A 25,401-nucleotide genomic window follows, 5' to 3' on the forward strand; every position below is an offset into this window, starting at 1 on the left:
TTGCATGAAAATACAAGAGTATAATCGAACAACGATTTAATCAGTGCTTCCCTGGCGGCCTGTCAGCCAACCAATGGCCTTTCCACACAAAAAGCTGTGAATCCATGGTTTCCCACTTCTTCACAGCTTTTGGTCAATTCATTTTATTTAGCAAAGTCCGTTGCCCTTGTTTCGCGGATGACCACCACTTTGACCTGTCCCGGATACTGGAGTTCTTTCTCGATTCTCTGGGAAATATCATGGGCCAGGATGGTTGTCTGGTCTTCGGAAATCTTTTCCGGTTTCACGATGACCCGAAGCTCACGGCCTGCCTGGATGGCATAGCAGTTATCCACACCGGGGAAGGATTTCGCAATATCTTCCAGTTTGGTGAGGCGCTTGATATAGTTTTCCAAGGTTTCCCTGCGGGCACCGGGGCGGGCAGCGGAAATGGCATCGGCCGCAGCTACGAGGACCGATTCCACGCAGGTCGGTTCCGTATCGCCGTGATGGGACGCAATGGCGTTTACCACTTCCGGCGGTTCATGGTATTTCTGGGCCAGTTCTACGCCCAGTTCCACATGGGTACCTTCCTGTTCACGGTCCACCGCCTTACCGATATCATGGAGAAGACCGGCCCGTTTGGCCAGATCCACATTGGCACCGATTTCAGCGGCCATAATCCCGGCAAAGTAGGAAGTATCAATGCAGTGCTGCAGTACATTCTGTCCATAACTGGTCCGATATTTCAGGCGGCCCAGAATTTTAACAAGGTCCGGATGGATGCCGCGGATACCGCATTCCATGACAGCCTGTTCGCCGGCTTCCCGGATAGCCTTGTCCACATCTTTCTTTGTCTTGGCCACCACTTCTTCAATCCGGGCCGGATGGATACGGCCATCTTTGACGAGGCTTTCCAGCGCCAGCCGTGCCACTTCACGGCGAATAGGATCAAAGCAGGACAGGATGACTGCTTCCGGCGTATCATCGATGATGAGATCCACGCCGGTCAGGGTTTCCAATGCCCGAATATTCCGGCCTTCCCGTCCGATGATGCGGCCCTTCATTTCTTCATTGGGCAGGGAAACTACGGAAACCGTGGTTTCGGAGACCGTGTCCGCCGCATTTCTCTGGATCGCGGAAGCTATGATTTCCCGGGCTTTGGTATCTGCCGTATTTTTGGCTTCTTCCAGGGCACTCCGGATACGGACTGCCTTTTCATGGGTCAGTTCTTCATCGACCCGGGAAAGGATCATATCCTTGGCCTGCTCCGTAGAAAGCTGGGAGATTTCCTCCAGCTTTTTCTGCTGTTTTTCGTAAAGGCCATCCAGCTTTTCCTTCTGTGCTTTCACCTGGCCCTCTTTTTTATCCAGCTGGGATTCCCGCTGTTCCAGGTTTCCGCTTCTCCAGTCCAGGTTATTCTCTTTCTGCACCAGCCGTTCCTCATACTTCTGCAGTTCATCCCGGCGCTGCTTGTTTTCCTGTTCCACCACATCCCGAAGTTTGTGGATTTCTTCCCTGGTCTGTACCATGGATTCCTTTTTCAGGGTTTCCGCTTCCCTGGATGCATTATCCAGCAGTTTCTTGGCATCATCGGCAATCTGTTTTGCCTTTTCTTCCGCAGATCCGATTCTTGCTTCCGCAATCCGCTTGCGAAGCATGTAACCGATTCCGGCGCCTACAGCAGCTGCTATGATGCATCCCACGATGATGTATAGTAAAACTTCATCCAGTGTCAAATCGTTCACCTCTCTCTTTCTTTTTTGTTATTATGCAGGATTATACTATAAAAAAAGCATCTCCCATGGCAGGAGATGCTAAGGCCGAAGCAGATGGATTTCCTTTGATTGAAAGCTTTTCTGTTCAATACAATGAAAGCCTCCCGGATGGAAAAAGCCCGGGATACAGCTATACCGTCGTTATAATTTCATTCCATCCTCCAGCAGCCCGCCGGCATGCCCGTACAGGCATGTCCCTACAAAGGGGCTGCAGCCAAAGGAAATCGGAATATGCGAAGGAATCAGCTTCCTTTATTATATAAATCAGAATCAATCCGTGAAAGGAATGTTCACTTGGTCCAGCATCTGATTCCATTCTAAAATCTTTACATTTTATTGTCAAGAGAATGTATTGGAATTGGGCCTGCCATGGCGCTGCGGACTGACAGTCGAGGCAAAGGCCATCGTCTGGGCTCAAGGGAAATCACGGATTGGGGATATTCGGCGGTCCATTTTCCGGATGATAGATATCAGACTGTCAGATGACAGAAACCAGACCGGTCAGCGGCTCGCAGCAAATCAAATCCATCCTGTGCCTTTGCCTCGGCGCTCTATAAACGGTACGCCGCACCTTGGGCCATAACCGCCGTACACTGCCCGGCGAACCCCTATTTCCCCCGTCCTCCACCGAAAAAGGACCAGACCAGGAGGGCCAGAAAAGCGGCCCAGGACATATAGTAGGAAAGGATATCCAGGGCTGTCAGAATATTAATTACCGTCAGCCCCGCAAGAAAAAGAATGTTCTGCCTGTTTTCCACCCGTCCATCCCGACGGATCAGGTACGTACCGATACCAAAAATCAGAAGATTCACAATCAGTACAGCCGGAAAATAAATGAGGAGCGGCATCATCTGCAGCACGAATCCTCCCAACAGGAGGAGGAGCGTAATGTAGACCCAGGTCATGGACATCAGGCATCTCCTCCATAACTGTCTCCATCTTCCCGGGGAATCCAGACATCCTGGTCCGGATAGAGCCAGCGGAATTCATAGGACGGACTCCAGCGCTGTCCGAAGGCATGCATGGGTACGAGAAGGGATGCCGTGAAATGGGAAAGGTACTGCTTTACACCCCATTCACGGGCCACCTGCTGCCTGGCATCCACAGGAATAAAAGCGATGTCCACCTTCTTTTCCCGGATTTTCGACAATTCCACAAAAAACGCATCCCGGGCATCCCGATTATCCCCATCTTCTTCTCCTGCCCAGTGCCACCAGTTCAGGTCACCGGCATGAAAAATGGTAAGTCCCCCAGCTTCCACCATGAAAGAGCCGCCGGCGTCGGTGGACCCGTACATATGAATCGTAATGCCCCCTTCTGTCACCGTATCCCCCACGTCCATGGAGTGGATGAGAGATGAATCCCTAAGAAGCAGCCGGCAGTCCCGATGGATAAAATACCTCCGGGTTCTGTTCTCAAAACGGGCAATGGCCGGATTGAAATGATCCCCGTGTACATGGCTGGCAAAGAAGTAGAAAGGCTTATCCGTGGATTTCATGAGTTTTTCTACCTGTCCCGCCGGATCCATGTAGTAGTCAAATACGAGAATCATAGATTCCATTTCCACCAAGAACCCACTGTGATGAAGAAAATAAATAACCGGTTTCATACTGCTCTCCCCTGTCCCTCGAACTGATATTTGTGAAATATAATTTTATGATGGTCTTATAAATTTTACCTTTACTGTGTCTTTGTCGGAGACACTGTATAATGATTATAGCATATGAGGTAGAAAGTGGCTGAAGGGGAATGCCTGCGGCAAGGCGGCTCAAGGAGAATAGCCTGCGGCCACCTTTCCCTGCCCCCAAACTGATTATCCCCAAATATATATTCCTTTGACCTTTCCGGGAAGAATAGGTAAAATAGCATTGTATATTTTTACGAGGTACATCATGATTACACACAACACAAAGACCCATCGATTTGAAATTGAATATCCTGAAGGAACCGCTTATCTGGAATATGAAGATAAAGACGGTGTGGTTACCGTGCTTCATACCATTGTTCCCGACGCCCTTTCGGGACAGGGAATCGCTGCCAGGCTGGCCAAAGCCTTTTATGACTGGGTATCCGAGAACCACTATCCCATGAAATCGGACTGCTCTTACATGACGGCCTGGCTGAAACGGAATAAAATCAAAATCTGAAGGCTCCTTTGACCCATTCAAGCAGCCTCAGGGCTGCTTTTTTATTCGTGCTCGGATAGGAGTAATATGTACAGTTCATCACTCTTTCAAAGTCCTGGCACATTCCAGGATACACAAAATACACTCGATATGATTACCAGCCATTTTACGGAATTACTGCGTCTGAAATCCAAAGAACTCTATGAACACTCGGTGCGGGTCTCCAATTATGCCGGCGCCACTGCCGTTTACATGCGGCTCCCGGCCAATGAGATCACCCTGATCCGGTATGCCGGCCTGCTCCATGACATCGGCCTTCTTTCGATTCCCAACCAGATTCTTTCCAAAGTCCCTTACCTTTCGAGGCGGGAACTTTCCCTCTATAAAAAGCACCCGGAACTTGGGGCCAATATGCTGGAATCTGTACCGGGCTGCCAGGACCTGCTTCCCTACATCCGATGCCACCACGAGCGCTGGGATGGCACGGGCTATCCGAAGCACCTGAAAAATGTAAATATTCCCCTGGGAGCACGAATCATCTCAGTCGTCACCTACTACGATGACACCATTTATTCCGCTCCCGACTTCAAGACAAAAACGACTTCTGAAGTTTCCAGGGACATTATGACAGGGTCCGGCATCCTCTTCGATCCGGAAGTGGTTTCCGCTTTTCTGAAGGTCCTGTTCCACAGCAATACGATTCCAAGATAAAAAAGACACCAACCGGTGTCTTTTTTTTACCTGTAAAAAGGTGCTGAAGGGTAACGCCTGACGGCGAAGTGGCTCAAGGGGAACGGTCTTCGCCCGAGGGGAAGGTGCGGCGCACAATTCATATGGCGCCGCAGAGTTTAATTTAGCGGCTTACGCCGCAGAATATCAAACTCGTGCCGCTTTACGAATTGACGCGGCACACCGCCCCCTTGGCCAAAGGCCATTCCCCCTGAGCCACCTTGCCCGCAGGGCATTACCCCTCAGCCACTTTTTTCTCTCCTTTCCCTTCCATTTTCTCGTAAACATCACTCGTCTCAAACCCATGCCTCCAGAAGGCAAGGCCGGCCAGATTATATCTGGAAAGAAGCTGCACCTTGGCGGAGAGGGACTTTTCTTCTTCCAGGTAAACCCGGTGAAGGATACCCCGTTCCCGCCAGGTCAGGGTATACTGCCGGGCATCGGGCTGCCATACCGGCTTTGCGTGGGTCCGTCGGAGAAGGCTGTCCTCATCTTTCATAGCCAGGGTTTTCGACGTCATATAGCCCGGATTTCCGGAATAAATGCGAGTGTAAAAAGGCAGGCCAAGAATAAGCTTTTCCGGCGGCACCATGGCCGTGAGAATGGGAATATTCTTATCGAGCCAGGAATAGGAAGATACGGATCCCGCATATTTACTGGTACGAGGCGTTTCATCATAGCCCATGATGATTTCATAATCACAGTATGCTGAAAGGGCTTCCCGGTCGTAACAGAGACTCCAGGTGGGGGAACCGGCATTATAAACTGTAATGTCGGCGGTGAGTTTCATACTGTTTTCATGGAGGGGCCGAGAAAGTTTTCCCATGAATGAGGTGTAGAGGTCCCTATCCTTTGGGTCCATATTTTCAAAATCCATATTGTACCCATAGAGACCATATACTTCACCCACTGCCGTCATAGTGGAAATGACATGGTCCTGCCGCTTCTGGTCCCTCATGAAGGATGCCGTCTTTTTCACTTCAAAATCATTATGGATGAGGGGCATCACGGAAAGTCCATGGTCCTTTGCCTGTTTCAGATAGGAAAAGTTCCATTTACAGGTGCCTTTCTCCATATCCTCATAGCTTCCGATAGAAGGGGACAGGATGTGGTTTCCCGAAAGGTTTTCAAATCCCCCTGATTCCATGGGATACGAAAAATTTACATCCCAGAGCACCAGTGGCCGCCGGGAAAGATCCATGGTGTTTTCCTTCTTCTCCTTCCGGACCTTTCCGGATTTGATTTTCTGCACCGATAATTCTTTTTTCTTGTCTTTATAGATATAAGTCAACCCTGCCGGTTCACTGAAATAGGAGAAATCCACGTACTTTCCCCCATTGATTTCCGTATAGGGAATTTCCACCCTTTCTTCCGATGTCATCCCCTTTGGCGTAACCAGCACATAGAGCTTATCGGAGTCCCAGGTGACTTTCCAGCGATTTCCCTTCGTCAGCACCACCGGCGCCGTGTAAAAGGAACCATCCATTTCATAGGCGGAGAAATCTTTCAGCCCATCGCCTTTAAGCTTTACGGTTACCGGGGATGCGGCAGAAACCGCCGGCCATAGTGCCATCATTGCCAATAGGGCTGCCGCTACTTTTTTAATCAATTATGATTCCCTTCTTTCACAGCAAACCGGCGCATCATGGAGACGAGATTCTTCGTTTCCAGAAGGGCCATCATATCCTGTCCCCTTTCCAGCACACCGGGCTCCCGGGCAAGGAATCGAAGGAATCGGTCCATGACCTTTCTCTCCTTCCTGGGATACCCCGGAATCCGGACAGTCCTCCCCAGCACCTCTCCGGCCATCATTTCCATAAGGGCCGGGCGGAAATAATATTCGGCCACATAATTTTCAATCCAGTAATCATGCAAGGTCTTCCTGAACCGGGCGGTGCGGGGCATGAAATCCATGTACAGCAGAAGGCCATCATGGATTCCGGCCCAGAAATCACTGAATCCATAATCAAAGGCTCCATCCTCCTGGGCATCCACATAGCTGAGCGCATCGCCGGAGACAATATGAATTTTATCGCCATGGGGGAACCAGGGCAGGATTTTTTCCTTAAAAAGGGCTATGACATGGGGATTCAGTTCCACCACCGTTACCGACTCCACCCCATTTTTTTCCGATGCCATGAATGCATAGTACCCCAGGCCCAGTCCATAGGTAATGACCCGGCCCCTGGCCCGCCGGATGGGTTCTCTCATGGATTCAATTTCACTCAGTACCAGGCTCATCCATACTTCCCCATTTTCCAGAAGTACAGGAAACGTCACCTTTCCGTCAAAGAATCCTGCCGTCTGGGCCCGGAAAGGATCTTCCTCCGAAAATCCTTCATGGTAAGTCTGGACAAATTCGCCGGGAAGATAATCGTTCACTGTAAGCGCCAGATGATGGGCCATCGTCTTTCCTTCCACACGGACATGACGGAAATAGGGGTTATCCATAATTTCCTCCGGCGAATGGCGGGTGATGCGGGATGATATCCTGTCAAACAGGGCATCCCCTATTTCTTCTTCCCCCATATACCGGGACAGGTCCGACCAGGGACGGTAGTCGCCGGCCCTTTCAGAAAGATTATAGGCCGCCTCATCCACAAGGTCCCCGAAGGCGGTCTCTGTCACCGAGGAAATAAGGTAGTCTTCCCCCTTCTGTGAAAGGGATTTGAAATCCATATCCGACAGGTAAAGATGGTCTGCCACTTCTCCCATCAGCATATCTTCCGCCACAGCGGACAGGAGGAACTTCTTCCAGAGCTCCCCTGCCATGATTCGGGTATCCGTATTCTTTCGTATTTCCATATGTCACCGGTCCTGGTCATAAATTCTTTAAACAGTACTATTGTATCAGCAGTTCCCTGTGTATCACAAGGGGACATACACGACATATATGACCCAATGCTTGCCCATATCCAGAAATGGGACTAAAGGTAGTCCAGCCTTCCCGGCCGCTGACGGCCAGCAGCCAGGGAAACGAAGTTTCCCTGCTGCCTTTAGCCCAATTCCCGGGTATGATATAATAAAGATTATTGAAATAAAGGGACAGTCCGTAAAACACTGTTTCTGAATCATAATGGGAGGGATACCATTGCGTTTTTACAAAAAAATCTGCGTTCTGGCCATGGCGGCCTGCCTTTCGGCCTTTGGCTCCACCGCCTTTGCCAGCACCATTCTTCTTGTTCCCCAGGACGACCGGCCCGTGAGCCTTGACTATACGGTGAATACGGCAGAAAGAGCCGGTTATACGGTGCTCACGCCGCCAAGGGCCTACCTTTCCGGGAAAAATTTCCGTGGCAGTCCGGACCTCATCTGGCGGTGGGTCGAACAGAATATGGTCCGCGCCGATGCGGCAGTTCTTTCTACAGATACCCTCATTTATGGTGGCCTCGTGGATTCCCGGAAGCACAACGAACCTCTTACCACCCTCATGGCCCGGGAAAACAGGATTCGTGCCCTCCATGCCCAGTATCCGAAGATTCCCATTTACGGATTCGGCACCATCATGCGGACTCCCTATGCTTCCAGCGGTGGCGTGGAACCCTACTACTACAGCAAGTACGGCAATGACCTCTACCGGCTCTCCGGACTCCAGGACAAGATGGATGCCGGGAAAATCACACCCGATGAAACGGCAGAACTCCTGTCCCTGAAGCTTTCTATCCCTTCCGAATACCTGCAGGACTGGTTCAAACGGCGCACAAAGAACAATACCATCAACCGCATGCTCATTAAGGATACGAAAAGCGGCGTTTTTGCCTATTACAGTGAAGGCCATGACGACAACAGCAAAAACTCCCAGTCCACTTTGGAATCCCGGTACCTTGCGGCAGATGCCAAAGGACTGCCAGAAAGCCGGTACGGTTCCTTCCCCGGCGCCGACCAGCTGGCACTGCTTCTCATTGCCCGGTATCATGATGACAGCCATCACCTGAAGCCTGCCTTCTCTGTCATTTATCCCCTGGGCCGGGCAGAAAATACGGTCCCCAGCTATGAAAACCAGCCTATCGGGAAAACCATCAGCGAACATATTGCTGCTGTGGGCGGTGTCATGGCCGGCAAAAACGTACCGGACATCGTACTGGCCGTGAATACCCCTATCGCCTCCACCGGCGAATCGGGTCAGTTCAGCAACTTCGGCATGATGAAACAGAGCACCACGGATTTCATGAATGAAGTGAAAAATGTCATCGGCCGGGGTATCCCCGTATCCATGGTAGACGTGTACTTTGCCAACGGCTCCGACAACACCCTCATGAACCTCATGGTCAAGGATGATCTCCTCTATAAAGTGGCCGCCTACAACGGCTGGAATACGGCATCCAACACCATCGGCTATGCTATCGCCCAGGCCATCCTGGCCCCCAATATGTCAGCAGAGGACCATAAGAACATGCTCACCGAGCAGTATATCGATAACTGGGCCTACCAGGCCAACGTGCGGAAAAATATCGCCCGCATGACAGAACTGGAAACAAACGGTACCACCCCCACCCCTGCCATCAAACAGGAAATGATTGCGGAAGTCCAGGAATTCGCCAAGAAGAAAATGGGGCTGAATCCGGCTACCGTTTCCGCCGATTTCCCCTGGAACCGGCTCTTTGAAATCAACGCCCTCGTTTCAACAAAACCGAAATATACCGTATACCTCACCCGGGCAGAACAGCAGAGAATCGCTGAAGAAAAGGCAAAAGCCGAGGCAGAAGCCAAAGCAAAGGCCGAAGCGGAAGCCAGAAAGAAAGCCGGCCAGCCGGCAGCTCCTGCCGCTTCGGATGGACAGCCCGCACCGGCTGACCGGGGAATCGACACAGCCCCCGATGACAGCGGTGACATCTCAACGATTGTAATCAATAAGTAAAAGGGCTTCGCCGGGCTGCGGCCTACGGCCGGGGCTCTGCCTGCGGCATGGCTGTGACTTCGTCAGGGCTCAGGCTGACGCCTGGGCTCAAAGAAGAATTATATATTTTCTTTCTTAAGCTTTCACCTTGCTTTCAGGCAGAGATTTAACAGAGTCAGAGCCCCTGGCCGAAGGCCAACAATAATGTCCCCTTTCCTTATAAGCACAGCGCCGGAACCCGGTTGACGGGCACAGAGAAATGAAAGCCACAACCTTTACGAATCCTCCATACATACGAACGTATATTTAGCCACATACGTCCCCTTTTGCACGACATTCACCCATACGTAAAAAACGCCATGAAAAGGTCATCCTTTTCATGGCGTTTTCTTATTCTCCTTTTACCTTTTTCTTCATTTCCACCGCCGATTTCAAGGCGCTTTCCGACGAATCACTGCCGGAAATCATGAGAGCGATATCCTTCAGATGTTCCTCCGAATCCAGGAGCACCGCCTTCGTCGCTGTCCGACCGTTAGACACGGTCTTCACAATCTTGTAGTGCCTGTCTGCGGCACAGGCCGTCTGGGGCAGATGGGTAATACAGAGGACCTGGATGGAATGGGACAGGAGCGCGATCTTCCTGGCCACCTGGAGACCCACTTTTCCGCTGATACCCACGTCAATTTCATCGAATATAAGGGTCTGCTGCCGGAGAAGGTTGGAAATCACCATTTCAATGGCAAGGGCGATACGGGAAATTTCACCACCGGAAGCAGTATCTTTCATGCTCCGGAGAGGCTCCCCGGGATTGGCGGAAAAGTAAAATTCCATTTCCGCCGCTCCATTGGGAAGCGGTGTCTTCTGGGGCATCAGGTGCAGTTTCATCCTTGCATTTTCCATGCCCATATCCTTCAGGGAAGCTACTACCTTTTTCAGGATGATTTCCGAAGATTTGAGACGAGCGCTGCTGAGAACCTCCGCCTTCTTCATGAGCGTTTCCGTGAGGTCCTCATAGTTCTTCTGCAGTGCTTTATTGTCGTAGATAACTTCCTTCAGGGAATCATATTCTTTCTGGGCCTTTTCCGCATAGGAAAGAACGTCGGCAAGCTCCGGACCGTATTTCCGTTTCAGTTCCTGGATCACCTCATTCCGGTCCTGCAGGGCCGCCAGGTCTTCTTCCGAGAAATCGCTGGTAGAAAGGTACTCTTCCATACTGCCGATGGCATCTTCCAGGGCAAAGGAAGCACTGCGAATGGACTCCAGCACCGGGCCCAGGGTATCATCATATCGGGCAGCGGTGGACAGTTCCCTGTCCGCCTCCGCCATGGCATCCTGGGGTCCCCCATCGGCGGTGATGGTATCCAGGGCATTATGGATGGAACGGATAATCTTTTCATGATTCTGGAGGACCCGGAGCTTCTTCTCCACTTCCTCGTCCTCCCCTTCCTGGAGACCGGCGGAACGGATCTGGTTCAGTTCCCAGTCCAGGATATCGAGCCGCCGCTCCCGCTCCTGTTTCCGTTCCTTGTAATCTTCCAGGGCATCCTTCAGTTTCTTCCATTCCCTGTAGGATTCCCGATAAGACTGATAAGCCTCAGCTGCTTCCTCAGTGCCGGAATCTACCATCCGTTCACAGAAAGGTATGGACAGGAGCTCCATATTATCATTCTGTTCATGGAGACGAACCAGTTTCTTCCCCAGTTTCTGCAGCTGCTTCACGGTACAGAAATTGCCGTTGATGGTGCACAGTCCCCTTCCGGAACGGTTCAGCTTCCGGGAGAGAATCACCTGGCTACCTTCTCCCTCCAGCCCTTCTTCCCGAAGTTCTTCCACCGTTTTCCGGTCGGCATAGAAGACTCCTTCTACCTTGAAGAAATCGGCACCCGTACGGATGAGGTCCGTCCTCGCCCTGCGCCCCGTCAGCACGGCGAGGGCATCGATGAGGATGGATTTCCCCGCTCCTGTCTCGCCGGTGAAAACGGTAACTCCAGGGCCAAACTCTATGACCGTATCCTCTATGATGGCAAAATTAACGATATGCAGACTTTGCAGCATGGCTCCCCCTCATCAGGACTTCAGCATGCCCTGGATCCGTTCAAGAAGCACCGGCACATCCTCCGGTGTCTTCAGAATGATGAGAACCGTATCATCCCCTGCCAGAGTGCCGATGATCACATCATACTTGGAATGGTCAATGGCGAAAGCCACGGAAGATGCAGAGCCCGGAATCGTATGGAGTACCACCATGTTCATGGCAGAATCGATCTTCACCACCGCCTCCTGGAAAAGGATAGCCGTGTGGCTCTTGGACATGACACTCTGCTTCTCATTGGACAGGGCATACCGATAATGGCCATTCTTGTAGGGAATCTTAATGAGCATGAGATCCTTGATATCCCGGGACACCGTGGCCTGGGTTACGGCAATTCCTTCCTTCCGGAGAGCCTCTGCCAGCTCTTCCTGGGTCTCAATGACCTGGTTCTGGATGATTTCCTTAATTTTCATGACTCTATAACGCTTCATAAAACTGCTCCTTTTCGAAAGATACATATGCATAATTGGAATAAAATCATTGTATATTTTCTCAATTCTATAGCATTTCCGCCGATTGGTCAATTGATTTTCTGCATAAAGATAAATATTATTCAATTAAAAGGCAGATTTTTGCATTTATTCGATTATTTATTCAGCATGATCGGCAAAAAGAAAAATTTGTGCAAATGGATTGCATTAAAAATAATGCATAAAAAGGGGAACTCTGTTATAATGAGGAAAATAGAAAACGCAAAGAGGGATATATGATATGGATAACTATATAGGAAAACATTTACTCATTGACTGTTATAACTGTGACTCCGACAACATGGAGTCCCCCCGAAAAGTGCAGGAAGCCATCCACGATGCCGCCGAAAAAATCGGTATGGCCGTGAACGATACCTTCTATCTGGACGGAGAAGAAGAAATCATTGCAGCTGCCTACGGTCCGAAATCCCACATCTGCATCCATGCCTACCCGAAACTGGGCTATGCGGCCGTGGATATCTACAGCTTCGACCAGGACCTGAAACCCGCCCGCACCATGGCGGTACTCCGGGCTTCCCTGCATCCGGAAAAAATCCGGGCCACCTCTGTAAAGCGGGGCAACATCAACCCGGACATGAAGCCAAATATCAAGTCTAAATCCACTACGCTCCATAAGTTCAAGAATACGAGAAACCAGATGAAAACAGCCGGTCAGAAAGTAGCCAATTACATGCGTCATAAAAATGAAAAACGGGATACCCTGGGACCGGAGTAAGAATGACAAACGCCGTGAAAGATCTTCTTTCACGGCGTTTTTTATATAGCCAACCCTATGCAGACGGACAGCGGCCTTGAGCATTGAGCCTCGAGCAGGACAGGCTATGCGGGCCAAGTGACGGATGGATAAGTGAGCGGATGAACGGGCAGGACCGGCCTGCTGTCAGGAAAGCCGATAATCCTGTGGTACTTCCGTCAGAATCCTCAGCCCGTTGGGCAGATCTCTTGTGGAAAGAGAACCTGCTAATGATGGCAATCAAAAGGCGGCGCACCGTAATCAGTGCGCCGCCAAATGTATATTCTTTCTTAATCAAAGGCCGCAGCCCGAACCGTCAGGTCCCTGTTTCACAGCTTACGCTCTCAGCGTAATGCCTTCTTTATCCAGTGCCTTCACGATCTTATCGATCCAGCTGTCCACTTCCTTATCGGTGAGTGTACGGTCTTCAGCGCGGAATGTGAGATTGTAGGCCATGCTCTTATAGCCTTCCTTCACCTGTTCGCCCTGATAGAGATCGAAGAGGCGGAGCAGTTCCAGATGTTTGCCGCCAGCCTTGCGGATAATGTCTTCCACTTCATCGTTCGTGAACTTTGCCGGTACCAGGAGGGACAGGTCCCGGGACGAAGCCGGGAATTTCGGAATTCTTGTGTAGTCGATGGTTTCATCCATGAGCTTCAGGATATGAGGCATGAAAATAACGAAACCGTAGATTTCCTTCTTAATATCCCATTTATCGGTAACTGCCGGATGAATCTGGCCGAAGGACATGAGTACCTTGCCGTCTTTTACGAAGTCCGCAGAAATGCCGGGGTGGAATACGGGGTATGCGGACCGGCGGATATCATAGTCCCGGACGCCCAGGGCAGCGAGTACGTCTTCCATAATGGCTTTCACGTCGAAGAAATCATATTTTCTTCCTTTGTTCGGATATCCCGCTTCTTCAGGACTGCCGCAGAGGAGACCGGAGAACAGTTCGTATTCATAGGGCAGCTCTGTCAGGGGCAGTTCCTTTGGCTGGTATACATGGCCCGATTCGAAAATCGCCACTTCCTCATTCTTCTGGGACAGGTTGTACACCAGGGTGTGCATAAGTCCCGGCAGGAGGGTTGTCCGCATATCCGGATATTCTTCGGAAATGGGGTTCATAATGGGGATAGCGTTATACACCTTGTGACCCCAGGGGAAATTCAGCTTTTCCAGGTCCTTCTTGTCCATGAAGCTGTAGTTCACCACTTCTGACAGGCCGTCAGCCACCAGGGCATCGGTCACCCGGAAAATGGCATCCTGCTCTTTGGACATGGTACCCTTGGCGATGGCGCTCCAGGGGGTGGTGATGGGGATATTCTTGTATCCATAGACCCGTGCCACTTCTTCTGCCAGGTCCGGCATGCCGTCCAGGTCCAGCCGGAATTCCGGTACCGTCACTGTCAGGGTTCCATTATCCTCTTCCACCTTGAAATAGAGATCTTCCAGGATCCGGATCATCTGCTCCTTGGGCATATGGATGCCGATATAGTCATTGATCCGGTCCACCGTAGTTTTGATGACCTGGGGCTCTGCCTTTACCGGGTATTCATCAAGCATGCCCTTGGCCGTGGCAGCAGCGCCTTCCTCTTCCAGAAGCTGGCAGATGCGGTTGATGGCCATTTCACTGCGGGCGGGGTTGATCCCCTTTTCATAGCGGCCGGAAGCTTCACTCCGGAGGCCCAGGCGGCGGGATGTCCTGCGGATAGAAGCGGAATCAAAGACTGCCGCTTCCAGGAAAACATTCTTCGTTTCATTGGTAACTTCAGAATCCAAGCCACCCATGACGCCGGCTACGCAGGCTGCTTTATCATCGCCATCCGCAATGACCAGGTCCGCCGGTGTGAGGTCCCGTTTCTGTCCGTCCAGTGTGACAATGGTTTCCCCTTCATGGGCAAACCGGCAGGTCAGGGAGTGGCCGGCCACCTTGTCATAGTCATAGGTATGGAGGGGCTGTCCGATTTCCAGCATCACATAATTCGCAGCATCTACTACATTATTAATAGGACGGATCCCATTGCTGCGGAGACGGTTTTCAATCCATTCCGGAGACCGGCCGATTTTTACATTTTCCAGGAGACGGCCGCAGAACCGTTTGCAGAATTTCGGATTTTCTATATGGACAGAAGCCCTTCCTTCAATAGGAGCCCCCTCTTCTTTCACCGCAATTTCCGGAAGACTTACTTTTTTCCGGAAAATAGCACCGGTTTCCAAAGCCATGCCGATCATGCTGAAGCAGTCTGCCCGGTTTGCGGTGAGTTCCATTTCATAGACCACATCGTCCAGATCGTAGAGCTTATGGATATCCTCTCCCACCGGTGTATTCTCCGGAAGAATGAGGATGCCCTCTTTATTGAGGCTTGGGAACAGATTATCATCCATCCCCAGTTCGCCCAGAGAACACATCATGCCTGCAGACTTCACGCCCCGAAGTTTGCCGGCCTTGATTTTAATATCCCCGAACCGGAGTCCGCCGGGTGCCTTATTATCGTGGGCCGCCGGTACATGGGCACCGTGAAGGGCGCAGGGAACGATCTGACCCACCTTCACGTTGGAAGCGCTGGTGACGATCTGCACCGGTTCCTCTTCTCCCACATCCAGCTGGCATACCAGCAGGTGGTCTGCGTCCGGGTGCTTTTCTACGGAAAGAATCTTCCCGGTCACCACGCCTTTGATGCCGCTGCCGGGGCGAATCACATGCTCTACAGGGATTCCGTCCACCGTCAGCGTTTCCGCCATGTCGTCGGGATCCATTCCTTTAATATCCACTAAGGTGCTTAACCATTTCAATGATACGTTCATCTATGTAATCTCCCTTCCATTAGAACTGCTTCAGGAACCGTACGTCATTTTCAAAGAAATTGCGGAGATCGTCAATTCCATAAAGCAGCATGGCGATACGTTCGATACCCATGCCGAAAGCAAAGCCGCTTACTTTTTCCGGATCATAGCCATTGAGCTTCAGCACCATGGGATGAACCATGCCGCAGCCCAGGATTTCCAGCCAGTCCGGATCCCCGTCTTCCTCACCGGTCCGGGCAGCAAAGGAAATATCTACTTCCGCCGACGGTTCGGTGAAGGGGAAATAGCTGGCCCGGAAACGGATCTTCGTGTCGGAGCCAAAAAGGTCCTTCAGGAAGATTTCCAGGGTCCCCTTGAGGTCTGCAAAGCTGATGCCCTTATCCACTACGAGACCTTCGACCTGGTGGAATACGGGAGAATGGGTGGCATCGTTATCCCAGCGGAACACCTTGCCCGGGGCAATCATGCGGATTGGAGAATTGGGTGTATGCTTCCGGAGAGTTCTCGCCTGTACCGGAGATGTATGGGTGCGGAGAAGAATATCCGGCGTAATGTAGAAGGAATCCTGCATATCCCGGGCCGGATGGTCCTTCGGCAGGTTCAGGCATTCGAAATTGTAGTAATCCTGTTCGATTTCCGGCCCCTCTTCTACGGAATAGCCCATGCGGACGAAGGACTTCATGATTTCCCGAAGCGCCTTGTCCAGGGGATGGAGATGGCCGATCTTCTGGTGCCGGGCAGGAAGAGTGATATCTACGGTTTCGTGTTTAATCTTTTCTTCCAGCCGTTTCGCCTTCAGTTCCTCCATCTTGGCAGTAAGGGCTTCTTCCACGTCGCTCCGGACCTGGTTTGCCATGGCACCGATTACCGGCCGCTGGGCAGCGGAGAGATCCTTCATGCCCCGGAGGATAGCGGTGAGCTTGCCTTTCTTGCCCAGGAAAAAGACCCGGGTATCCTGCAGGCTCTTTTCATCCATGGAGGCTGCGATTTTTTCCTTTGCATCCTTCTCCAGGGAATCCAGGTCCACCTTCATAAAGGAAACGATCTTATTCCGTACTTCGTCAGCCAGTCCGTCCAGCGCCTTCCTGTCATCGCCGTCCAGCTTCTTCATATCATTCAGGAAGCCCGCCAGTTTTCCCTTCACCTTTTCATAGGCTTCCTGCTTCTTACTGTCATCATTGCAGATGTCAAGCATTTCCTGGGCTTTCGCCTTCAGCTCATCCAACTTATTGTCCATTACTGTACCTCCTGTATATTCTACAAGACCCCATGACTTTCTGATTTCAGAATAACCACAAAAAAAGACCCCGCCCCGAAGGGGCGAAGTCATATCCGCGGTACCACCCTGATTTGTACTCAAAAGCCATAACGCAGCCCTGCGTCCGACCTACTCCGTTCAGCCGGCAGCTCAGAAGTGAACTAAGCCATCCCGATTCTTTCCGGTGTTCCACTATCGCCGGATCCCTGCGAAGAATCACGTGAGAGCTCTTTCTTCCTCATCGCTTCGTGTATAGGACTATTTTAAAATCTCCATAGCTATTTGTCAATGGGCGAATGAACAGGTTGCTGAGTGAACGTGCGAACGGATGAAGGCATTGAGCTGTTCAGGCTCGTGGGCGAGTGTTGAGCCCACCAAAAAACGGCGCCGAAGCGCCGTTTTTCCGGTTTCTTAATAAATGGCCGCATTGGCGATGACGAGCCGCTGGACCTGGTTTGTACCTTCGTAGATCTGCATGATTTTTGCATCCCGCATGTATTTTTCGTTCGGGTTTTCCCGGGAGTAGCCGTTGCCGCCCATGACCTGGACTGCGGTGGTGGTGACTTCCATGGCTGCGTCGGAGGCGAAGCATTTGGACATGGCGGAGAAGAGGGGTGCCTTTTTATCGCCGGTCATCTGCATGATGCAGGCTTTATGGACGAGGGCTCTGGCGGCTTCTGTCTTCATGACCATGTCGGCGATCATTTCCTGTACCATTTCGAAGGAAGCGATTTTCTGGCCGAACTGTTTTCTCTGGTGGGCGTAGTGGATGGCGTTTTCCAGGGCTGCCTGGGCGATACCTACGGAAATGGCACCGACTACGGGGCGGGATTTCTGCAGGGTTTCCATGGCGATGCGGAAGCCCATGCCTTCCCGGCCTACCCGGCATTCGGCGGGGATGAAGCAGTCGTCAAAGATGATTTCCGACGTAGCGGAGGCGCGGATACCCATCTTGTCTTCTTCTTTGCCGATGGAAAGGCCTTTGGTATTCCGATCTACGATAAATACGGTGAGGCCCCGGATGCCGCCGGATTCCCTGGTATTGGCGAAGAGGGTAATTTTGTCGGCAATGGGGGCGTTGGTGATGAAGCACTTGGTGCCGTTCAGGAGGTGGCCGCCGTCCACTTTCTTTGCCCGGCAGGAAACGGCGCCGGCATCGGAACCGGCTCCCGGTTCGGTCAGGGCAAAGCAGGACATGCCGCCCCGGTTCAGGCAGTCAAAGTAGGATTTCTTCTGTTCATCGTTCCCTGCAATGAGCACCGGGAAAGAGGCCAGGGAATTCGCTGCGCACACGGTGGCCACACCGGCGCATCCTTTGGCCAGTTCTTCGGCAATGAGGGCCACCGTCAGAAGCTCCAGGCCCGCGCCGCCGTATTCCTTCGGCACCGACAGCTGGGTCATGCCGGATTGTTTCAGGATGTGGAGCAGTTCTTCATCCATAATGCCGCTTTTATCAATATCCAAAGCTCTGGGTGCAATTTCTTTCTGTGCAATATCCCGTGCCAGGGCTACCAGTTCTTTCTGCTGTTCTGTCAAATTAAAATCCATGTTCGTCCCTCTTACAGTAATAACGACCCTGCGGTCTGTCTGATGGCTGTACATTATCTTCTTTATTATACCAAAAAAACCGGTGGATGACCACCGGTTGGAAAAGGAAAATATGGTTTGCCAGCTATTTCACCCATACAGGTAAATGGGACTGAAGGTTGTGGGTGAACATCGCTTCGTTCACCGGGTGGTGGGTGCTTCGCACCGGGGGCATAAGGTGCCTATACGGCTTCGCCGCCATTGTTCAGACAGCCGCCGCAGGCGGCAAATCCACCAACAGCCCCCGCTTCAACGAGCGCAGCGATGTTGAAGCCACAACCCGGTTGGCGAGCGCCAGCGATGCCAACCCACAACCTTTACGCCCCCTTCACCAGCTGGACCGCCGCTCTATTATTCGTAATGCAGCGCGTCGATCGGGTTCAGCTTTGCCGCTTTCTGGGCGGGGTAGAGGCCGAAGACGAGGCCGATGAATACGGAGAAGAGGAAGGAACCCAGGATCGGCGTCACCGAGAGGACGGTAGTCAAGGTGCTCACGTGGGGAATGACCTTGGAAATACCGATGCCAAGGATGACCCCGATGAGGCCCCCCGCCACGCTGACGGTGACGGACTCAATGAGGAACTGTACCACAATCATGGAGTACGTGGCTCCCAGGGCTTTGCGGATACCGATTTCCCTGGTTCTTTCCGTGACGGAGACGAGCATGATATTCATGATGCCGATACCGCCGACCAGAAGGGAAATGGCAGCGATGCTGCCCAGGAATATGGTGAGGGTCTGGGTGGTGGATTTCATGGTTTCCATGATTTCCTGCGAATTCTGGATGGAGAAATCGTCTTCCTTCCCCGTCTGGATGCGGTGGCGGGTACGGAGGAGGTTCGTCACGTCGGATTCGATCTGGGTGAGGTCATCGGCTTTATCTGCGGAGATGACCACGTTATTCACGTAGGTAATGTGAAGCATCCGTTCCTGGACCGTGGTGAAGGGAATGAGGATCCGGTCGTCCTGGTCCATGAAGGAGTAGCCCTTTTCGTCCAGTACCCCGATTACCGTGAAGGGGTCTCCGTGAATGCGGACTTTCTGCCCCACCGGCGATTCATCGCCGAAGAGGTTCGTGGCCACGGTTTTCCCGATGACGCAGACCCGGGAACGGTTATTGTATTCCTTTTCTGTCCAGAACCGGCCTTCCGCCACGTCAAGGCTGGAGAGGGTGGCATAGTCCCTGGTGCAGCCATAGATCCGGGTGGTCCAGTTCTTATTGCCGTTCACGATGAGGTAGCTCGTATTGACGAGGGGGGCCGCAAAGGAAATATTGGGCAGGTTTTTGATGGCCAGGTAATCCTTGTAGGTCAGAGTCTGCATGGAACCGGCCGCCGGACGGACACCGGGCTTACGGCCGGTGCCGGGGGGTGACGGTGATGGTATTGGAGCCGAGACTGGAAATATTGCTTTCAATCTTGTTCTGCACCCCGTAGCCGATGGACATGAGGGCAATCACGGCGGCCACGCCGATAATGATGCCCAGCATGGTGAGCAGGGACCGCATTTTGTTGCTCACAATGGAGCCCCAGGCCATGAGGACGCTTTCGAAATAAATATTTGTCATGGCAGCGGCCCCCTTATGTCTTTGCTGATATGGCCGTCGGACAGGATGACATGGCGGGATGCATAGCCGGCCACGTCGATTTCATGGGTAACGAGGATAATGGTCTTTCCCTCTTGATAGAGACGGGAAAAGATTTCCATCACTTCCCTGGTGGACTTGCTGTCCAGGTTTCCTGTCGGTTCATCGGCCATAATGATGGCGGGGTTATTGATGAGGGCCCGGGCAATAGCCACCCGCTGCCGCTGGCCGCCGGACATTTCTGCGGGCATATGGTGGATGCGGTCGCCGAGGCCCACGGACTCCAGCATCTTCGTGGCCCTTTCTTTCCGTTCATTCTTGTAAAGGTTCCCATAAATCATGGGAAGGATCACGTTATCCAGGGCCGACAGCCGGGGCAGCAGGTTGAAGCTCTGGAATACGAAGCCGATTTTCCTGTTTCTCGTGTAGGCCAGTTCGCTGTCCGAAAGGTTGGCCACTTCATGGCCGTCGAGCTCGTAGGAGCCCCTTGTGGGACGGTCCAGACATCCCAGGATATTCATCAGCGTGGACTTCCCGGCACCGGAAGGCCCCATGATGGATACAAATTCTCCCTTGTGGATGTCCAGGTCGATATGAGTCAGCACCGGCACTTCTTCTTTGCCGATGTAGTAACTCTTGCCGATGCCCCGCAGCCTGATGACTACGGAACTTTTTTCTTCAGATCCCATCATTACATGGGTCCCGGGCCGCCACGGTTGTTCTTATTGGTGGGCGTGGACTTTTCAGAAGAAACGGTGCCGCTGACTACGATTTCACTGCCCTCTTTCAGGCCATCCAGCACTTCCACTTCCTTGTCCGTGGTGATGCCGGTGGTGATATAGGTCTTCTTCACGCCGTCCCCGTCTTTTTCATAGACGTAGGAACCTTCCGTATCGCTTCTGACGGCGGTCACCGGAATGACGAGGGCGTTATCGCTTTCCCGGCCTTTGATGGTAGCCCGGGCAGTCATGGACGGGTAAAGGCCGTCCAGCTCATCCTTATTGATTTCCACATACACCGTGTAGTAAACGACGGAGCTGGAGGAGGAGCTGCTGGAGCTGGAAGAGGAGCTGGAGGAATACTGTTTCTTGGAAATATTGGTGACAATACCGTGGAAGGTCTTGTTCGGGTAAGCGTCTACCGTAAATTCGACGCCCTGCCCCACTTTCACTTCGCCGATATCCGTTTCATCCACCAGAAGTTCGATACGCATGGTAGACAGGTCTGCCACACTCACGATGACCATCTGGCTGGACAGGCCCTGGGACACAGTCTCCCCTTCCTTCATGGGTTCCCCAATGACCGTGCCATCCATGGGGGATGTGATGACCGTATCATTGACGTCGGCCTGGGCTTTGTCATAGGCAGCCTGGGCATTCAGGTAATCCAGGCGGGCATTATCCATGGTCTGGTAAGAAATGGCCCCCTGCTGGTACAGGGAATTCAGACGTTCATAGTAGGATTCCTTATTTTCCAGGGTATTCTGGGTCTGCTTCATGGTGGACGTCAGGGCCTTGGATTCGATGGTGGCCAGGACTTCCCCCTTCGTTACTTTTTCATTCTGCTTCACGTACACCTTTTCCAGGGTGCCCGATGCGGTGGCGGAAAGGTCGACACTGTTATCGGGCTCAATGGTACCGGTGGCGTCAATGGTGAGGGCAATATTATCCCTCCCTACGGTACCCAGGGTGTAATTGTCCTTCTTTGTCTGGTGGGTGTGGCTGTACCAGTACCAGCCTCCGCCGCAGGCAATGATGATTATGATAATCAGGGCTATAAGAGCCTTATGTTTTCCCAATATAATAGCCTCCTTTGTGGCTGAACAAATCCAATCTCCCTTTGGATTGCATTTATTATATCACGCCGTGGAGTTCCTAAGAATAGTTATTAACAATAAATATAGCGGGGAGGATGGTGCAGGGACCAAGTGCGTGGGGTGGCGGCCCAAAGGGGTGAATGGGGCTAAAGGTTGTGGGTTGGCATCGCTGCGCTCGCCAACCGGGTTGTGGCTGCATGCCAAGGCTGTCGTCTTGGCGCAGCGGGGGCATAAGGTTCTATGGCCGCCTTTGGCGGCGGATCCACCTTATGCCCCCGGCGCGAAGCGCCCACAACCCGGTGAACAAGCGCAGCGACGTTCACCCACAACCCTTAGCCCCATACATCCCTTTTGGGCCACTGCACTTTCCAACAAAAAAAGAGCCATGACCGGGGTCATGGCTCTTTTGATTCATCTCTTACAGGTCTTCATAGAGGGGATACTTCTTGCAGAGGGCTGCTACTCTCTTTGCGCAGTCTGCCTTGATGGCAGCGTCTTCCGGATTCTTCACTACGGAAGCGATGATGTCTGCGATTTCCTTGAAGTCATCTTCCTTCAGGCCCCTGGTGGTGAGTGCCGGGGAACCGAGGCGGATACCGCTGGTAACGAAGGGGGACAGGGTTTCGAAGGGAATGGTGTTCCGGTTGGCGGTGATGCCGATTTCATCGAGCACGTTCTGGGCTACCTTGCCGGTGATGCCGATGGCTTTCATGTCGGCCAGGAGTACATGGGTATCGGTGCCGCCGGAAACGACGCGGATGCCCTGTTTCTGCAGTTCATCGGACAGGACTTTTTCGTTCTTTTTGATCTGTTTTGCATACTGTTTGAAATCATCGGACAGGTCTTCGCCGAAGGCTACGGCCTTGGCAGCGATGACGTGCATGAGGGGGCCGCCCTGCATGCCCGGGAATACGGCCTTATCGATGGCTTTGGCATACTTCTCTTTGCACATGATAATGCCGCCACGGGGACCGCGGAGGGTCTTGTGGGTGGTGGTGGTCACGATATCCGCGTAGGGCACGGGGCTCGGATATTCTCCGCCTGCCACGAGGCCTGCGAAGTGGGCCATATCCACCATGAAGAGGGCTCCCACTTCATGGGCAATGGCTGCCATCCGTTCAAAATCAATGATTCTGGAATAGGCACTGGTGCCGCCGATGATCAGTTTCGGATGGACTTCTTTGGCCGTCTTTTCCATGGCTTCGTAGTCCAGGAGTTCATCATCCTTGCGAACGCCATAGGGAACGACGTTGAAGTAGTTGCCGGAAATATTGACGGGGCTGCCGTGGGACAGGTGGCCCCCATCGGTGAGGTTCATGCCCATCATGGTATCTCCCGGTTTCAGGAGGCCGTAGTATACGGCGAAGTTTGCCTGGGATCCGGAATGGGGCTGTACGTTTACATGGTCAGCGCCAAAAAGTTCTTTTGCCCGATCAATGGCCAGCTGTTCTACTTTATCCACAAATTCGCAGCCGCCGTAGTATCTCTTTCCCGGATACCCTTCGGCGTATTTATTGGTCAGTACGCTTCCCTGGGCTTCCATGACAGCGTAGCTCACAATATTTTCGGAAGCAATCATTTCCAGTTTGTTTCTCTGCCGGTTCAGTTCTTCCTGAATGGCGTCATAAACAGCTTTGTCATCTTTTAAATGGTTCATACAAATAAACTCCCTTCCTGCACAACGGGCCCTGCCCTCAGGGCGGTGCCAAAACTCCCTTATATTCGATACCTGAAATACTTCAGACCATCGACCCATTTTTAATGTCACCCTATTAGTGGCTGTCATGATGTATATGTATCCATTATATACAAAAGAGGTCCACTATTCCACTGATTTCGTAGAAATAATGAACCTCTTCTTTGAGTCTGTATAAACCTGGAAAACCATCAATGCATTTAGTATACCACAGGTGAGCCCAAATGGACAGGGCCGGGAAATATTACTTTCCCTCTTCCCGATGGTAATGGGCCCGTTCCCCACCGATAAGGGGCGGACGGGTACGGGCACCGGTAACGATGGCTTCGCCGATCCGGTTATGGGTAAGGTGGATGGGCACGGCCACCCGCTTCAGGTGCATACCGATCATGGTAAGGCCGATATCCAGGCCCCCATCGGCCCGGATTTCCTCCACCGCCACGGGGTCTTTGAAGTGGTAGTAGGCGTTGGTGGCAAAGGCGCCGCCGCCATGGAGCCAGGGCACCACGGTAACTTCCTGGTATCCGTATTTTTCCATGGTTTCCCGTTCCACGATGAGGGCCCGGTTCAGGTGTTCACAGCACTGGAAGGCCAGGCGGAGATGGTGCTTTGCCGCCAGGTCCATAAGGGTCTCCACTACCGCCGTCCCCACTTCGTAGGAACTGTCCTTCCCGATTTTCCCGCCCCGGATTTCACTGGAAGAACCACCGATGACGAGAAGACTTCCTTCTCTGAAATGGGCGGTATCCAGCAGTTCTTCAAAGGCTGCTGCCGCCTCTTTTTTCAAATCTTCATACATGAGATTCCGCTTCCTCTATTTTTGCAATTTTACCGATTCTCCGGGCGTGCCGGCCTCCTTCAAAGGGGGTCTTCAGGAATTCGTCCAGAATGAATTCCGCCAGCCCCGGCCCGATGACCCGGGCGCCCATGGTGATCACATTGGCATCGTTGTGGGCCCTGGTGAAATGGGCGGAGAACGTATCCCCACAGAGAGCGGCCCGGATACCTCTCATTTTGTTTGCTGCAATTTCCATACCGATACCGGTACCGCAGATGAGGACACCGTAGGTGACCTCCCCCTTCTGCACCAGGCGGCAGGCTTTTTCCGCAAAGTCCGGATAATCGCAGGACTCCGTAGAATCGGTACCGCAGTCAATGTATTCGATTTTTTCTTCGTCCAGATGTTTCTTCAGGGATTCCTTCAGCTCAAATCCGCCGTGGTCACTGGCAATGGCAATTTTCATAGTGCTCCGTCCTTTCCTTTACCAACGATACTTTCGTACAAAATCAGTATACATCACAGAATGAGGGGATGTAAAGGAAGGAGGTGGCGCCGTCAGGCGACGGAGGTTAGCTGTTGGATGCACCGCAGGCTGACTCTCTTCCATCTATCGTCTATCATCTATCGTCTCTGCGGCGAAGCCGCTATCGTGTTTCATAAAGCCGGCGCTTCCGGTAGAATCGATATCTTCCAGGGTTGTAAGACCGTCATAGTCATTTAGCTGGGAGATTTCTCGACTCCTCGAAGCTGTAGCGATTTTTAAAGACAGACCCACTACGACGCTTACCACCGCTCGAAATGACGTTATAGGGGTAGAGTCAGATGGTTAAGGAAAATCAGGCCCTTTGGGCCGAATCCATCAGCTAACCTCAGCCCCGTGGGCAGCTCCTGCCCGACTTCGCTGGGAAAGCGTCTCACTGCATTCTCAGTCGCCTGCGGCTCCCTACGAATGCAGTTCGCTTGCTTCCCCGAGGAAGGAGCCTTGTGCTGAGTCAATCACACGTTTTTGGGGTAGTGTCGTTAGGATTCCTATCGCGGCGGAGCCGCTGATCGTTAGCCTCCTTCCTCGGGAAGGAGGTGGCGCCGTCAGGCGACGGAGGTTAGC

General features: G+C 52.3%; 19 protein-coding genes and 1 pseudogene. 4 read left to right on the plus strand and 16 right to left on the minus strand.

Annotated elements, in window-relative coordinates; all coding sequences use genetic code 11:
- Positions 1–143: 143 nt before the first annotated feature.
- From rny to QZR21_RS02490, 3 genes are all read right to left on the minus strand, one after another.
- On the minus strand, positions 144–1,718 hold the full coding sequence (rny, locus tag QZR21_RS02480; protein ID WP_296973589.1) for a ribonuclease Y: 1,575 nt from the start codon (positions 1,716–1,718) through the stop codon (positions 144–146).
- Between the two features lie 647 nt (positions 1,719–2,365).
- Entirely contained in the window at positions 2,366–2,668 is a 303-nt protein-coding gene (locus tag QZR21_RS02485; protein WP_296096002.1) for a hypothetical protein, read from the minus strand.
- Positions 2,668–3,366, minus strand: a complete 699-nt coding sequence (locus QZR21_RS02490) for an MBL fold metallo-hydrolase (protein WP_296096000.1) — start codon at positions 3,364–3,366, stop codon at positions 2,668–2,670. Before QZR21_RS02490 ends, QZR21_RS02485 begins: the two co-directional genes overlap by 1 nt.
- A 283-nt stretch (positions 3,367–3,649) precedes the next feature.
- Between QZR21_RS02490 and QZR21_RS02495 the strand changes: the two genes are divergently transcribed.
- Positions 3,650–3,904 carry a GNAT family N-acetyltransferase gene (locus tag QZR21_RS02495; RefSeq protein ID WP_296095998.1) on the plus strand — a complete coding sequence of 85 codons (255 nt, stop codon included), beginning with the start codon at positions 3,650–3,652 and terminating at the stop codon, positions 3,902–3,904.
- A 66-nt stretch (positions 3,905–3,970) separates the two neighbouring features.
- Positions 3,971–4,594: an HD-GYP domain-containing protein gene (locus QZR21_RS02500; RefSeq protein WP_296095995.1), complete on the plus strand. Its 624-nt coding sequence runs from the start codon at positions 3,971–3,973 to the stop codon at positions 4,592–4,594.
- Positions 4,595–4,847: 253 nt separating this feature from the next.
- Here the strand turns inward: QZR21_RS02500 and QZR21_RS02505 are convergent, their stop codons facing one another.
- A complete protein-coding gene (locus QZR21_RS02505; protein WP_296095992.1) occupies positions 4,848–6,221 on the minus strand; it encodes a glycosyl hydrolase family 18 protein in 1,374 nt (457 codons plus the stop codon).
- On the minus strand, positions 6,218–7,417 hold the full coding sequence (locus QZR21_RS02510) for a hypothetical protein (protein WP_296095988.1): 1,200 nt from the start codon (positions 7,415–7,417) through the stop codon (positions 6,218–6,220). Before QZR21_RS02510 ends, QZR21_RS02505 begins: the two co-directional genes overlap by 4 nt.
- Before the next feature lie 286 nt (positions 7,418–7,703).
- Here QZR21_RS02510 and QZR21_RS02515 point away from each other — a divergent pair, with 286 nt between their 5' ends.
- Positions 7,704–9,470: a DUF4127 family protein gene (locus QZR21_RS02515; protein ID WP_296095986.1), complete on the plus strand. Its 1,767-nt coding sequence runs from the start codon at positions 7,704–7,706 to the stop codon at positions 9,468–9,470.
- Positions 9,471–9,839: 369 nt separating this feature from the next.
- Here QZR21_RS02515 and recN read toward each other — a convergent pair whose 3' ends face one another.
- Both recN and argR read right to left on the minus strand, forming a co-directional pair.
- On the minus strand, positions 9,840–11,504 hold the full coding sequence (gene recN / locus QZR21_RS02520; protein WP_296095983.1) for a DNA repair protein RecN: 1,665 nt from the start codon (positions 11,502–11,504) through the stop codon (positions 9,840–9,842).
- A gap of 12 nt (positions 11,505–11,516) precedes the next feature.
- Entirely contained in the window at positions 11,517–11,972 is a 456-nt protein-coding gene (gene argR, locus QZR21_RS02525) for an arginine repressor (RefSeq protein WP_296095980.1), read from the minus strand.
- A gap of 280 nt (positions 11,973–12,252) precedes the next feature.
- Here argR and QZR21_RS02530 point away from each other — a divergent pair, with 280 nt between their 5' ends.
- Complete coding sequence (locus QZR21_RS02530) at positions 12,253–12,747, plus strand: S-adenosylmethionine decarboxylase family protein (protein WP_296095977.1); 495 nt, start codon at positions 12,253–12,255, stop codon at positions 12,745–12,747.
- A 354-nt stretch (positions 12,748–13,101) separates the two neighbouring features.
- On the opposite strand, the gene pheT is transcribed toward QZR21_RS02530, so the two are convergent.
- The 9 genes and pseudogenes from pheT to rpiB form a co-directional block, all read right to left on the minus strand.
- On the minus strand, positions 13,102–15,573 hold the full coding sequence (pheT, locus tag QZR21_RS02535) for a phenylalanine--tRNA ligase subunit beta (protein ID WP_296095974.1): 2,472 nt from the start codon (positions 15,571–15,573) through the stop codon (positions 13,102–13,104).
- Between the two features lie 19 nt (positions 15,574–15,592).
- Positions 15,593–16,606 carry a phenylalanine--tRNA ligase subunit alpha gene (pheS, locus tag QZR21_RS02540; RefSeq protein WP_296096092.1) on the minus strand — a complete coding sequence of 338 codons (1,014 nt, stop codon included), beginning with the start codon at positions 16,604–16,606 and terminating at the stop codon, positions 15,593–15,595.
- Between the two features lie 636 nt (positions 16,607–17,242).
- Entirely contained in the window at positions 17,243–18,379 is a 1,137-nt protein-coding gene (locus tag QZR21_RS02545; RefSeq protein WP_296095972.1) for an acyl-CoA dehydrogenase family protein, read from the minus strand.
- A 390-nt stretch (positions 18,380–18,769) separates the two neighbouring features.
- Positions 18,770–19,985, minus strand: a pseudogene (locus QZR21_RS02550) (ABC transporter permease).
- On the minus strand, positions 19,982–20,695 hold the full coding sequence (locus tag QZR21_RS02555; RefSeq protein WP_296095970.1) for an ABC transporter ATP-binding protein: 714 nt from the start codon (positions 20,693–20,695) through the stop codon (positions 19,982–19,984). Before QZR21_RS02555 ends, QZR21_RS02550 begins: the two are co-directional and overlap by 4 nt.
- Positions 20,695–21,801 (minus strand): efflux RND transporter periplasmic adaptor subunit, encoded by a 1,107-nt coding sequence (locus tag QZR21_RS02560; RefSeq protein WP_296095967.1) that lies wholly within the window; start codon positions 21,799–21,801, stop codon positions 20,695–20,697. The genes QZR21_RS02555 and QZR21_RS02560 overlap by 1 nt, the downstream gene beginning before the upstream one ends.
- 436 nt (positions 21,802–22,237) lie before the next feature.
- Positions 22,238–23,476: a serine hydroxymethyltransferase gene (gene glyA, locus QZR21_RS02565; protein ID WP_296095964.1), complete on the minus strand. Its 1,239-nt coding sequence runs from the start codon at positions 23,474–23,476 to the stop codon at positions 22,238–22,240.
- A 283-nt stretch (positions 23,477–23,759) separates the two neighbouring features.
- Positions 23,760–24,314, minus strand: coding sequence for a TIGR01440 family protein (locus QZR21_RS02570; protein ID WP_296095961.1), 555 nt, complete (start codon positions 24,312–24,314; stop codon positions 23,760–23,762).
- Positions 24,307–24,759, minus strand: coding sequence for a ribose 5-phosphate isomerase B (rpiB, locus tag QZR21_RS02575; RefSeq protein WP_296095958.1), 453 nt, complete (start codon positions 24,757–24,759; stop codon positions 24,307–24,309). The genes QZR21_RS02570 and rpiB overlap by 8 nt, the downstream gene beginning before the upstream one ends.
- Positions 24,760–25,401 lie beyond the last annotated feature (642 nt).

Source organism: uncultured Dialister sp. (assembly GCF_900541605.1).
GTDB lineage: Bacteria > Bacillota > Negativicutes > Veillonellales > Dialisteraceae > Dialister.